Raw genomic sequence first — 14,090 nt, 5'->3', positions numbered from 1 at the left:
GAGGAACAAAACCCAACCTACAAAAGACAGGCTATCTTACTGCTTTTGACCGCTAACTGGGGTTACGAAATCGACACACTAGCCGAACCCAAATTAAACAGCTACCGGAGTTGCTTTCAACTCAAAAATCTTCTCAATCACATCTTCAACCACCTTATCGGGTGTAGATGCTCCAGAGGTTACACCGACAACAATTTCACCATCTGGGAGCCAATTGTCCGTCACCGTCATATCTTGATGCAGTACCTTGTGATCAATCCGATTCCCCGGACCAATTCGCTCGGCGCTGTCGATGTGATAGGAGGGAATCTTCCGTTCAATGGCAATTTGTTGCAGTTGCGTTGTATTGGATGAGTTAAAGCCACCAATCACGACTATTAAATCTAACCTTTGCTCAACCAACTCCAACATCGCATCCTGTCGCTCTTGAGTTGCATCGCAGATGGTGTTAAAACTCTGGAAATGCTGATTCAGTTGGTCAGGACCATACTTTTTCATCATCGTGCGCTCAAAAAGCTTCCCAATTTGCTCGGTTTCGCTTTTGAGCATGGTGGTTTGGTTAGCTATGCCAATATGCTCCAAATCCCGATCCGGGTCAAATCCCTCTGAAGTGGCGCGGCTGAATTTTGCCATAAATTCGTCCCGATTCCCACCATTGAGAATATAGTTGGTGACATACTCGGCTTCTTGTAGATTCAGCACCACGAGGTATTTACCAGCAAAGGAACTGGTAGCTATGGTTTCTTCGTGCTTATACTTGCCGTGAATGATGGAGGTGTACTCTTTCTTCTTATGCTTCTCCACCGTATGCCATACCTTGGATACCCAAGGACAGGTAGTATCGACAATCTTACAGTTTTTATCATTGAGTAGTTGCATTTCCTGAACGCTGGCACCAAAGGCAGGTAAAATTACCACATCACCCGCACCAACGATAGAAAAGTCTTTTGTCCCTTCCTCAACGGGGACAAAGTTGACGTTCATATTCTGTAGGCGCTGATTGACGGAGGGATTATGGATAATTTCATTCGTCATCCAGATGCGCTCGGTGGGAAAATGTTGGCGAGTTTCATACGCCATAGCCACAGCGCGTTCCACACCCCAGCAAAAGCCAAATGCCTCTGCCAGGTGAATGGTCACATCACCCCGTTTGAGTTGATAGTTATTATCACGGATTTCTTGAATCAAGCTGCTTTGATATTCGGATTGAAGCTGAGTCGCCACTTCAGCCTCGTGACCAAATCCCTTACGGTGATAGTTTTCTGAACTATGGAGTGAACGTTTGAAGGCTTTTGTATCCATGAAGCTTGTTTAGCAGATGAGTGTATACAATTGTTTACTCCTTTCGATCATAAAATGAATCCGGTTGGGTCAGTGAACAGTTAACAGTTAACAGTTAACAGGAAGCGTTTTTAGTTAACTTCCCCAGCTTCCCCAGCTTCCCCAGCTTCCCCAGCTTCCCCAGCTTCCCCAGCTTCCCCAGCTCCCCCAGCTACCCCATCTGCCCATCTTCTCCATCTTCTCCATCTTCCCATCCCCAGTCACAATCCGCCATCGCTCGCGAGTTGATCTGTGACTTGTAGGGCATAGTGCCAAATTAAATAGCCTTGAGGATTTAGGTGCAAGCCGTCGGTACTCAATTCCATGTTTAGATTGCCCTCAGTATCGGCAAATAGGGGATAGAGATCCAGGTAAATGACATCTTCCGACTCCGCGATCGCTTTCAATCGCTGGTTAATCTCGACAATACGACTGTTGGGGATTTCCAGGAGGCGATCGCGTCCTTCCCAGGTGGCTTTATCCCCGCTATGGGGCAAAATCGACTGAACGATTATTTTGGCTTGGGGATGAGTGCGCCGCAGGTAGCGAATAATCAGCCGTTGGTTGGCTAAGATAGTCTCATCTGTGACACCTCGAATGATGTCGTTGATGCCAATCATCAAAAAGATGATATCTGGCTGGGTTTGATCCAACACATCTAAGCGATTCAGCAATCCGGCTGTCGTTTCGCCAGAAATTCCCTGGTTCAGCCAAGTTCGTTGAGTGGGTAGCATCTCATTGGGAAACCAGAGACTGATGGAATCCCCCAGCAGTATGGCTAAATCCTCCGGCTTCTGCTCCACCATCACCTCAGCTTCTTGCTCCAGCAGCGCCACCCACTGCTGGTAGTTAAACTGGTGGCGCGGTCCGAGTTCGGGGACAGGGGTAGGGGTTGCTTCTTTTGTCGCATCAGTGGCTAGAGATTGGCTAACCGCAGAAGGGATCGCTCCTTGGTATTGGCGCAGCAATACCCCCGCGATCGCTAGCACCAGTAAGCCATTGACAGCGAGGGAGAAAACCGCCCAAATTGGAAAGCTTTTCGAGGTTGTGGACACTTGTCTAGATTCAGCATCGGCTCTCTCATCAGATTGTAGTTCTATTCCACTTTTGCCGATCATAAAAACCATGAAAAAGGGGCAATTCCTGAATTGCCCCTACAGGATGTTATTGGCAATTAACCAGCTTTCCTAACTAGAAGCACTTCCGTTAAACTTCCGATCCGCGAGGAATGTCAGCCGTACTACCACTGACACTACCAAAAGAGCTACTGGTCAACACGTCTGATTCCTTAACAAATCCACTGTAGGCTTCCATCCCGTGTTCGCTAATATCCAAACCATGGATTTCTTCTTCCGGATGTACTCGTAGTCCCAAAGTCGCTTTCAGAGCTAGCCACACAAGGGAGCTAAATACGACAGTGAAACCACCTACACAGAGGATACCCAACAGTTGAATACCCAGTTGACCGACTCCTCCCCCATAAATCAAGCCAAGTGGTTGACCCGCATCATTTTCAGCGAAGGTAAAGATACCAACAGCAATGGTGCCCCAGATCCCGTTAACTAAGTGGACAGAGGTCGCACCCACGGGGTCATCGATATGGATATTGTCAAAGAAGGAAACCGCAAAAACCACGATAATGCCCCCAATCAGACCAATTATGATCGCTGAGAGATAGGAAACAGCATTACAGGGGGCGGTAATCGCAACTAAGCCGGCTAAGATACCGTTGATAATCATCGAAAGGTCAGGTTTACCATCTTTTGTCCAAGAGGTAATCGTGGCAGAAATACCGCCAGCCGCAGCCGCGAGGTTTGTGGTTACAGCAATATACGGCACATTTTCAGTAGCAGCCAGTTCTGATCCGGGGTTGAAACCAAACCAGCCGATCCACAGAATCAAGCATCCCAGTGTGGCAATACTCATATTGTGACCGGGAATCGCATTGATTTGACCATCTCTATATTTTCCTTCACGCGGTCCGAGAAAGGCAGCTCCCATCAACGCCGCCCAACCACCAACCGAGTGAACCACGGTTGAGCCAGCAAAGTCGGAAAAGCCCATTTCTGATAGCCAGCCACCACCCCAAACCCAGTGTCCGGTGATGGGATAGGATATCCCGGTGATCAGAAGACTGAAAACGAGAAAGTCAACAAACCTAATCCGTTCAGCAACCGCACCCGAAACAATGGTGGCGGCGGTTCCAGCGAAGGCAGCTTGGAATAGGAAAAACAAGGAGATGGGTAAGCCTTCAGGAAATGGATCGAGTCCATAAGTACCCGGATCGGTACTCGTTAAGAAAAATCCACCCACACCAATCAATCCATTTCCGGCACCGAACATGAATGAAAACCCAATTGCCCAAAATGCAATGGTGGCTAAGGCAAAGACAATCAGGTTTTTGGCGAGAATGTTAACCGCATTTTTCTGACGACAGAATCCGGTTTCTAGCATACCGAATCCGGCATTCATGAAGATCACCAGAATGGCAGCAATCAACACCCAGATGGCGTTTAACGTTCCCTGGAGTTGGGCAATGGCATCGGCGTCAACCGCCTCAGTTTGAGCAACGGCTGCCGTATTCCAAACCACGACAATAATCGCTGTGAGGGGAATACAAGCTAGCCAGTAGGGAGAAAAGGATTTAGCTATGGTTTTCAAGGGGTCAAAATAGGGAGAATCCCCAAAGCCTGGAGAAAACCTTTGTAAATCAACTTGTCTAGTTTTTGGGGGAGACTTTTTTCTGTCGAAACTTTTCTCGAACGTTTGTCTAGACATCATTTCGCTCTCTTTCCTGTTTTTCTAGTGGAACACATCCTAACATTGAGCTAAGAAGCGGTAAATAAAGTCATTGGAAGTACGACTTAGAGATGGGGTAAGTATCTGAGTATGACAGAACTCTGTACCTTTTTTTTGTTTGCTGCCTGATTAAGGAATCGGGAGTTTAGCAAGTTGGCTTGTCTACTTCAGACAAAACCCTACAAATAAGTTGCAAGATAGTCAAGAGCCTCAATTCTTCTCAATAACTGGGTTCATTATCTTTAGGAAATTTTCAAATCTTCTATTTTTTGGCTCCATAGTTCTGTAACAAAATATACTTTTTTCGACGGTGGGTCTTTAAAAATTATGGCGGTAGCTCCCTAGCCAGGAGTTTTTGCCATCAAGACTTTGGTCAACCCGTCAGAGGTTTGGCATCCTGAGTTGACCTTTTTTTGCTTAGAGAGCTAACCGTCGTTTTGATTTTGCCTAATCTTGTTGATTTGACGATAATTAAGACTTGAATGAAACCTGATAATTTAAGTCTCTACAATAAGTTATTAATTAATAAAAAATATTGACCACGCTTTTTTGGCTGGTATTCTAAGGTAGTCATATCAGTTTGAGATTCTAAATGACATGAGATCCAGAGCGATCGCGCCAATGTGTTAACCTCCAGAGTACTCTAGTTAGTAGCGATCGCGATAAATATAGGGGACATGAATGAAACTGTTTGTGCCAGGTCGCCTTTGTCTGTTTGGTGAGCATAGCGATTGGGCGGGAGGGTATCGTCGCCTGAATCCTCAGCTTGGAAAAGGCTACACCATCATCACAGGAACCAATCAAGGACTCTATGCCAAAGTCAAGCCCCACCCTACCCACTTCATTCTTCACGCTTCCCTGAGTGATGGTACTCGTCCAGACGCGATTCAGTTGCCCATGGAACGCCGTGTTCTCCTGGCTGAAGCACAAAAGGGAGAGTTTTGGAGTTATGCGGCTGGCGTTGCTTATCATTTTCTCACCTACTTCCAAGTTGGTGGCATAGAAATCGATAACTATCAAACCGATTTACCCATTCAGAAAGGGTTATCCTCCAGTGCAGCCGTTTGCGTTTTAGTCGCACGCGCTTTTAATTACTTGTATGACTTGAAGATGACTCGGCGAGGCGAAATGGAATACGCTTATCTGGGCGAGACAAGCACACCCTCTCGCTGCGGACGTATGGATCAAGCCTGCGCTTATGGAAATCAACCAATCGCCATGATTTTCGATGGTGCATCGACAGATATTATCGAGCTAAACGTTCCCAAGGATTTGTTTTTTGTCATTGTTGATCTCGGTGCGAGTAAAAATACCCAGGAAATTCTCAGTCGTCTGAATCAGTGTTATCCCTTTGGTACTGATAACGTGCAGAAAAATGTCCAGCACTATCTTGGCACTATTAGTTATCAAATTACTCAAGAAGCCGTTGAAGCATTACAAGTCGGCGATGCGATAAAGCTGGGTCAGTTGATGACCAAGGCACAAGCTGAATTTGACCGCTATCTCATCCCCGCTTGTTCCCAACAATTGACGGCTCCCGTTTTGCATCAACTGCTCAATTATGAGCCGATTCAACCTTATATTTTAGGGGGCAAGGGTGTAGGTTCTCAAGGCGATGGCACTGCCCAATTTATTGTTAAAGATAAGACCAGTCAACAAAAAGTTATCCGCATTATTCAGCGAGACTTTCCCCAAATGCATCCCTTGACTTTAACCATTCATGCCAATCACGAGTAGTCTTGACCCTTCACTTCGCTCCAGGAAACCTGATTTTTAGGGGCGGGTTTATGTGATGCAAGTGCCAGCTATTTATGATAACGTTACCTCAAACCCATTCTTTCTGAATGTCGGGGCTCTTTTCACTACTATCATGTCCTTTGCACAAGAGATGTGACTCGCGCCCGCCCCGACTTGATCCTTCGCTTTTGCCACGGCGATTAAAATCGCTTCTACACAAACAAAGTCCGCCTACGCGGACTGAGTTATAACGGGGGTGGCTAACCTGAATTTGGTTTCTGTGCATAGGTCTTCATTCTATGTCAAAGTAGAGAAAAGCGCACCGACGTGCATTGGTGTCAACTTAAGGTAAAGAACTCTTAGAGCGGGGGGTGTAGGGGCGGGTTTTACAGATAACATGAGAGCACCCAACTGATAACTTGACTAAACCCGCCCTTCTCCCATAACCGGAGGAGCAGAAACCCCATAGCTGAAAATTAGAATGGGTAAGGGTTATGGCTTAAGTTGACACGGATGACCGACGTGCGCCCTCTATTAGACGTGCGCTTTTTATTACGCGATCGCTCTTTTTTTTATCGAATTAAATTATTATCGATCACACCCATTCAGTCATCGACTCATATACTTAAATTGCCGAAAAATGGTAATTTATTTGATTCAATAATCCCTGGCTTGAATTGGCAATTTTTGTAACGGTTAATTTGACTGAACCGATGCTCTATGACTCTTCTGACAACTGCTCTAATTCTCGCAGCGCCTGTTGACCCGCACCAACGGCTAATCCCATCACACCGCCAATAGTGGCATATTGATACATGGCATTGGGTCGCTGATCTGCATGATTAATTTCAGCCACCCCGATGCCTAATATGACACCAGCAACGCCAGTGATAACGCTAGAAAAAATAATTCGCTTAATATTCATAGATTTCCCCTAACCTCAAAAACTGTAGTCATCTGGGTTCGATATAAAATACTGAAACACCAAAATTGAGTAATTTTACAGTCGATCTAGATTATGAGAAAATTAAGTTTCAGTCTTCTAGAGAACCCAGTGTCTTCTACTTTTACGTTTATCAAACCTTAGGGAAACTGGGGTTCTCAAGTCAAATTTTGCAACAAAATTATGGCTTTGTTAACATTGCCTCACATTTGTTCATATTTTTTGATGAATTCTGATTGATCACGTTAATGAATACTACCGAATTGTTACTTCAGGTTTCGGCTCAAGCTCCTTCGTCTGTGACGTCTTCTGGTTCTTCCCATTGGAATTAAACAAGCGATCGCTCCCCGACTTGATCACAATATAGAGAATAGGAACCACAAACAGACTCAGGAACGTGGCGACAAACATTCCACCGAAAACAGCCGTCCCTAGAGATCGGCGGCTTCCTGATCCTGCGCCTGTCGCGATCACAAGCGGAAAAATCCCAAACAACGTAGAAATCGCCGTCATCAGAATCGGTCGCAAACGCTGCTGCGCCGCCTCAATCGCGGCTTTTCTCAGCGTCATCCCTTGCTCTCGAAGCTGGTTGGCAAATTCCACAATCAGAATCGAGTTCTTACTAGCTAAACCAATCAGCATCACCAACCCAATCTGACAGTACACATCATTAGGCAAACCCCGCAGAGATTGAGCCATGAGCGCCCCCAGAATAGCCAAAGGAACTGCTAATAGAATAATAATCGGGTCGATATAGCTTTCGTATTGAGCCGCCAACACTAAGAAAACAAAGACCAAGCCAAAGCCAAAAATAATCGTGGCTTGACCCCCCGACTGGATTTCTTCCAGAGATAAACCTGACCATTCATAGCCTAATCCCGGCGGTAATACCTGGGCGGCGACTTGTTCCATAGCTTCAATCGCGTCTCCAGAACTGACTCCCGGCGCGGCTGAACCATTAATTTCAATTGACCGGAACAAGTTATAGTGATTAATGGTTTGCGCCCCTGTCGTTGGGGTAACGGTAACCAAATTCCCCAAAGGAATCATCTCATCCCGCCCGGATCTCACATACAGTTGATTAATATCCTCAGGATTCGAGCGGAACTGGGCGTCAGCTTGGACATAAACCCGATAGGTGCGCCGTTCCAGAGTAAAGTCATTCACATAGCGCGAACCCATATAGGTCTGCAACGTCTCGAAGATATCATCAATATCCACCTCCAACGCCTTCGCCCGATTGCGGTTTACCTCAATCTGTAACTGGGGGGTATTGGCTGCATAAGTACTAAACACCGCCTGCAACTGGGGATTCTGATTGCCAGCACCCAGTAATTTCCCCATATTTTCAATCAACCTATCTAAGCTAAAATTACCTCGGCGGTCTTGGAGTTGAAATTGGAACCCGCCGAAACTACCCAATCCCCGAATAGAGGGTGGATTCACAGCAAATACCCTGGCTTCTTTAATCCCAAACAAAGCACCACGGACTTTATTAATAATTGCTTCTGCTGACTGAGACGGATCAGTCCGTTCTGACCAAGGTTTCAACGTGGTAAAAACGATCGCGCTATTCGCCGTATTGCCACTAAAGCCAAAACCCCCCACCGCAAACGTGGCTCGCACTTCATCCAAGGGTAAAATAATATCTTCAATCTGCTCAATCACATCATGGGTGTAGTTGAGAGACGAACCCTCTGGTCCTTGGACAATGGTCATAAAATAGCCTTGGTCTTCATCCGGGAGAAACGCCGACGGGACACTTTCGTAAACCCACACCGTTAGTGCCAACAAGCCAATAAACGCCACAATCACCAGAGTTTTCACGCGAGTCAGGATAATCAGAAGTCTCCGATATCGCTGCTGCATTCCCTCCAGGAACCAATTAAATCCATCAAAAAAGTGACCCCAAAACCCCGTCGCCTCTGGCTTTTGCCGCAAGATTAAGCCAGAAAGGGTTGGGGTCAACGTCAGCGCCATAAAGGTGGAAACGGCAATTGAAAACGCGATCGTTAAGGCAAATTGTTGATATAATGCCCCCGTTGTCCCCGGAAAGAATGCCACCGGAATAAATACCGCCATTAACACCAATGACGTGGCAATTACCGCCCCCACCAATTCCCGCATGGAAATAATCGCCGCTTGCCGAGATTTTATCCCCCCCCGTTGAATCTTTGTGGTGATATCTTCAACCACCACAATCGCATCATCCACCACCATCCCCGTGGCTAGGGTCAAACCAAATAGGGTTAAACTGTTAATCGAAAAATCAAAAATCTTGACAAAGGCAAACGTGCCAATGAGAGACACAGGAATCGTAATTGCCGGAATGATAGTCGTGCGCCAATCCTGTAAGAAAACAAAGATAACCAAAACCACCAATCCCACCGCTTGTAGCAGGGTAAATACCACTTCCGAGAGCGACTGATTAACAAAATCTGTGGTATCAAACCCGATATCATAAGTCATTCCTGGTGGGAAATCCTCCGCCAGTTTCGCCATTTCTGTTTTAACGGCTTTCGCCACATCCAGGGCGTTACTTCCGGGAACGGTAATAATTCCTAACCCGACGGCTTCATTTGCTCGAAATCTCAGGAATGTGCCATAATTTTGCGCCCCCAATTCCACACGCCCCACATCGTTAAGTTTAATCAGGGTGCCATCTTCATCTGTGGCTACAATCAGTTCTTCAAAATCCGACACCGTTTCCAAGCGGCTAATTGCCCGCAGGTCAATTTGATATTGCTGTCCCTCTGGCGCTGGGGGTTGACCGATACGCCCTGCACCTATCTGGAGATTCTGTTCCCGCAGTGCATCGACGACATCTTGAGCCGTCAGGTTACGACTCGCAAGGCGTTGCGGGTCTAGCCAAAGCCGCATCGCATAAGTACGTTCGCCAAAAATTCGCACATTACCCACCCCATTAACCCGTTTCAGGGCGTCTACGAGATAAAGGTCAGCGTAGTTACTTAAAAAGAGGTTATCGTACTCGCCATTTTCTGAGTACAGACCAAATCCCATCAGGAAGTTATTAGATTCCTTATTTACCGTGACCCCGGTTTGGAGTACGGATTCTGGCAATTGGGGTTCAGCTAAAGACACGCGATTTTGGACATCAACCGCCGCGATATCCTGATCTTTGTTGGCTTCAAAGGTGATATTGATTGAACTGGTGCCATCATTGCTACTGCTTGATGTCATGTAGCGCATCCCATCGACACCGTTAATTGCCCGTTCCAAGATAGTCGTCACCGCATTTTCCACGGTTTGAGCATCGGCACCGTTATAGTTGGCTTGGACACTGACTTGTTTGGGACTAATATCGGGATATTGGGCAACAGGTAGCGTGGGAATACTAATTGCTCCGATTAACAAGATGATCAGGGAGCAAACAGTGGTAAAGACAGGTCGTTTAATAAAAAATTCGACAAACATTTAAATGGTTAGAAACAATTAAAGTTAACGGTGGGGAGTGTCATTGGTCATTGGTCATTTGTGGTTAGGTTTGTAGGGGTGAATATATGGGGGACTATCTGTTGTCACTGTCACATCAATGCTTCTTCCCATATATTCACCCAAACCCGAGAACCCAAAAATAAGGAATAGTTACGAAACACAAAGGACGAATGACAAAGGACAAATGACTAGGAATCTGGAATAATCGGAGCGCCATCGGATAAATTGAGGATACCTGAGACAACGATTTTATCTCCGGGTTCAATACCTTCAAGGACTTGGTATCGATTCCCTTGAATATTACCCAATGTCACGGGTCTTTGCTGGGCGATGAGTTCAGGGGCGCCCGGTTTGGCTTCCTCTGGGGGTTGGGCGACAAAGACAAAAGGTTTCCCAGCTAGACGAGATACAGCATTGACGGGAATTAACACACCAGGGCGTTTTTCCCAGATGACTCGTGCATCCACTTTCTGCTGATCGTACAGGCGACCATTTGGATTAGAAAAGGTGGCTTTTGTCAAGAGGGTTTGGGAATCTCTATTCACTTGCGGTGAAATAAAGCTAATTCGCCCGGTAGCAATGGGGGGTTCGGTTGCTGGGGTGCCTTGGTTTCGCAGTTCAACGGGGAGTCCCTGGCGCACCCTCTGGCTTTGCTGTTCGTCAATGGGGATTTCTACGTCTAAGGTTTGGTTTTGAGTAATGGTGGTTAGGGTATCACCCACATTTACATAGTCTCCCACTTTGACGAGAATATCCCCAACCACTCCATCAATCGGGGCGACGACGCGATTAAATTGCAACTCCTCTTGCCTAACTTCCACATCCGCCCTAGCACTGGAGAGGTTAGCGGCGACTCTGGCTTCAGTGGCTTGGGCGGCTTGGACTCGTTGTTGTGCCACATTCAGGGCTTCCTTAGAGGCGGCTAAGGCTTGGGCGGCGGCGTCACGGGCGGCGATGGCTTGATTGCGATCGCGTTTTTTATCATCGAGTTCTTGTCTGGGTTGAACCCCTTGATCTACCAACTGTTCAGCCCGTTGATAGTTCACCCGCGCTAATTCTAAGTCTGCTTCTCGACTTTGCACTTCAGCCGCTTGACGCCCCACTTCGGCTTTGAGACGAGCAATATCAGCTTGGGCGGCTCTGACTTCGGCTTGAGCATTATTCAGGGTAGCGGTTTGGGCATTCACATCTGCGATCGCACTTCTGAGTTCGGCTTCACTCCGTTCCGGCTTCAGTTGTAAAATTAAAGCGCCAGCTTCTACGCGATCGCCTGATGCAGCCACAATTCGGGTAATTCTACCAGCGGCTTCGGGTCGTAATTCAACCTTTTGTTTTGCCTCTAAAGTACCCACAAACTGAGAACTTTCTTCCAGCGTACTCGGTTGCACCTGTTCCAGTTTCACGGGGACATCCTGAGGTTGCTGGGCGGTTGGGGGTGAGTTGTTTTGCCGTAAAAAATGCCACGCCGCCCAACCACCACCACCAAACACTAAAACGGTGAATAACAATCCCAGCCATAATTTTGGCGTGGGTGACGATTTTCCCTTGGGTTGGTCGGCTTCAGAGATAATGGAATCCGAGGATTCCCACGCTTGGTTGGAAGGGTCAGGGATAGATGTTTGGGAGTCGGAGGATGCCATAATTGTGTTTTGATGATGGAAATTCTGATTTGACGCGACAGTCCATCGTTGACTTGCTGGTTCAGATCGTGAGAACTGTCAGGTAGATGCCGCCAGCCAAGAGGGTAAACCTGTCCTCACTTGTTTATATTACTTAAGACTTGAACAAAATATATCCTCCAGTCGGGTATATCGAGGTGGGGGACTCCTAGTGCAGCGATCGGGGAGCTAGGGTTGTAGAGACGTTACATGGAACGTCTCCTAGCTGGGGGAGATAGTAGCTTTTGGCGTTATTTCTGCCTTCTTGCACTAGAACCCATCAACGTTAAATTGAAAACGATAAGAGGCAATAACAATGACCAAGAGATTGCAAGATCTATCTTCCGCTAGATAGCTATCTCTGAAAAATACCGCTTACGATAAGCATCATCTTTAAATAATCTTTACTTCACCCCAAGGGGGTCAATTAAATGGCTGCTCCCATTGAATTTTCTTTGTTTGCTCCTTACAACCAAGGAGCCTCATTGATTGGCTCTTTCTCTAATTGGCAAGAAATTCCCATGGAGAAAGATGAGCAGGGCTATTTTCGCACATCCGTTGAACTTGAGGATGGTATTTATAAATACAAATTCCGGGTTCAATCCAATTCTTGGTTTTTTGAAGCCGATCAATGGGTAGATGTCAATGATCCCTACGCTACCGATATTGAAGATCCGACTCAAAACTGCGTCGTGCGGATCAAAGATGGAGAACGCATCGTCGATACTTACGTTTGGATGCATGATGATAAACCCCTACCTCCTGATCATGAATTAGTCATCTATGAAATGCATGTCGGTGACTTTTCTGGTGGCGAAGATGATGCTTATCCACGGGGGAATTACCAGCATGTTATTGAAAAATTAGATTATCTGGTGGAATTGGGAATTAACGCCATTGAGTTAATGCCTATCAAAGAATATCCCGGTGACTACAGTTGGGGGTACAATCCTCGCTACTTCTTTGCTACTGAGTCCAGCTATGGTTCGACAGATGAATTGAAACATCTAATCGATGAGTGTCATGCCAGAGGAATTCGGGTGATTATGGACGGTATCTACAATCACTCAGAAGCGGAAAGCCCTCTCACCCAAATTGACCATGATTACTGGTATCATCACGCTCCCCGTGACCCAGATAACAACTGGGGACCTGAATTTAACTACGAACATTACGACGAAAATCTAGAGACTTACCCAGCGCGGAAGTTTATCGGAGATGTTGTCCGTTTCTGGATCACTGAATATCATATTGATGGCATCCGTTACGACGCAGCGCGGCAAATTGCCAACTACGAATTTATGCATTGGATTGTTCAAGAGACTAAAAAAACAGCAGAGGCAAAGCCATTTTACAACATTGCTGAATATATTCCCGACAATCCCAGCATCACCAATGTTGATGGACCGATGGATGGTTGCTGGCATGATAGCTTTTATCACACGGTCAAACCTCATATCTGTGGTGACAGGTTTGATTTAGAATCTCTTAAGGATGTGATTGATTGTAAGCGTCAAGGCTACCTGGGAGCGACTAATGTTGTAAATTACCTAACTAACCACGATCACGAACGCCTGATGGTTGAGTTAGCCAATCGGGAAATCTTTGATGAAGAAGCTTTCAAACGGCTCAAGTTAGGGGTAGTTTTGTTAATGACAGCAGTCGGTATTCCCTTACTGTGGATGGGTGAAGAGTTTGGGGAATATAAGCCGAAATCTATGGAATCGAGAAAGATTAATTGGCAATTACTAAGTAATGATAATAATCGCGTTTTGTGTGACTACTATAAAGGGTTGATCGGACTGCGAGAAAACAATCAGGCTCTCTATGCAGAGAACATTAATTTCTTCTTTGAAGATGCAGACGCCAAAGTTCTGGCGTATGTGCGCTGGAATGGTGAAGGCTCTCGTGTTGCTGTCGTTGCCAATTTTTCTGATAATTTCCTCGCTGAATATACTCTTTCCAATTTTCCGGAGAATGGCATTTGGCACGAATGGACAGGTAACTATGAGGTGGAAGCCCGCGATAACAATTTAACTCTTGACATTGGCGGATACGAAGCCAAAGTGTTTGTCTGGCAGTAAGGAATCCAATCCGCTCCGCGATCGCGTCTTTAGTAGGGTGGGCATTGCCCACCTTATTTTTATGAATAACATTGAAATTTTTGTCAACACAAA

Annotated in this window: 9 protein-coding genes; 2 read left to right on the top strand and 7 right to left on the bottom strand. The window is 46.3% G+C overall.

Annotated features, from left to right (window positions below):
* Positions 1-93 precede the first annotated feature (93 nt).
* From ACLGGO_RS01860 to ACLGGO_RS01845, 4 genes are all read right to left on the bottom strand, one after another.
* Positions 94-1,302 (bottom strand): 4-hydroxy-3-methylbut-2-enyl diphosphate reductase, encoded by a 1,209-nt coding sequence (locus ACLGGO_RS01860; RefSeq protein ID WP_446418067.1) that lies wholly within the window; start codon positions 1,300-1,302, stop codon positions 94-96.
* 110 nt (positions 1,303-1,412) lie between these two features.
* Positions 1,413-1,535, bottom strand: coding sequence for a hypothetical protein (locus tag ACLGGO_RS01855; protein WP_446418066.1), 123 nt, complete (start codon positions 1,533-1,535; stop codon positions 1,413-1,415).
* 6 nt (positions 1,536-1,541) lie between these two features.
* Positions 1,542-2,375, bottom strand: a complete 834-nt coding sequence (locus ACLGGO_RS01850) for an SGNH/GDSL hydrolase family protein (RefSeq protein WP_446335651.1) — start codon at positions 2,373-2,375, stop codon at positions 1,542-1,544.
* 151 nt (positions 2,376-2,526) lie between these two features.
* Positions 2,527-4,101, bottom strand: a complete 1,575-nt coding sequence (locus ACLGGO_RS01845) for an ammonium transporter (protein WP_446335590.1) — start codon at positions 4,099-4,101, stop codon at positions 2,527-2,529.
* 699 nt (positions 4,102-4,800) lie between these two features.
* On the opposite strand from ACLGGO_RS01845, the gene ACLGGO_RS01840 reads away from it, so the two are divergent.
* On the top strand, positions 4,801-5,856 hold the full coding sequence (locus ACLGGO_RS01840) for a mevalonate kinase family protein (RefSeq protein ID WP_446418065.1): 1,056 nt from the start codon (positions 4,801-4,803) through the stop codon (positions 5,854-5,856).
* Between the two features lie 718 nt (positions 5,857-6,574).
* Here the strand turns inward: ACLGGO_RS01840 and ACLGGO_RS01835 are convergent.
* From ACLGGO_RS01835 to ACLGGO_RS01825, 3 genes are all read right to left on the bottom strand, one after another.
* On the bottom strand, positions 6,575-6,781 hold the full coding sequence (locus ACLGGO_RS01835) for a hypothetical protein (protein ID WP_446335592.1): 207 nt from the start codon (positions 6,779-6,781) through the stop codon (positions 6,575-6,577).
* 273 nt (positions 6,782-7,054) lie between these two features.
* Positions 7,055-10,234 (bottom strand): efflux RND transporter permease subunit, encoded by a 3,180-nt coding sequence (locus tag ACLGGO_RS01830; RefSeq protein ID WP_446418064.1) that lies wholly within the window; start codon positions 10,232-10,234, stop codon positions 7,055-7,057.
* Between the two features lie 209 nt (positions 10,235-10,443).
* A complete protein-coding gene (locus ACLGGO_RS01825; RefSeq protein ID WP_446418063.1) occupies positions 10,444-11,895 on the bottom strand; it encodes an efflux RND transporter periplasmic adaptor subunit in 1,452 nt (483 codons plus the stop codon).
* A 449-nt stretch (positions 11,896-12,344) separates the two neighbouring features.
* Between ACLGGO_RS01825 and ACLGGO_RS01820 the strand changes: the two genes are divergently transcribed.
* A complete protein-coding gene (locus ACLGGO_RS01820; RefSeq protein ID WP_446418062.1) occupies positions 12,345-13,997 on the top strand; it encodes an alpha-amylase family glycosyl hydrolase in 1,653 nt (550 codons plus the stop codon).
* The last annotated feature ends 93 nt before the right edge of the window (positions 13,998-14,090 follow it).

Source organism: Coleofasciculus sp., from assembly GCF_046565525.1.
Lineage (GTDB): Bacteria > Cyanobacteriota > Cyanobacteriia > Cyanobacteriales > Coleofasciculaceae > Coleofasciculus.
Note: the sequence above shows the minus strand (reverse complement) of the source record. Positions and strands in the feature narration are given on the sequence as shown.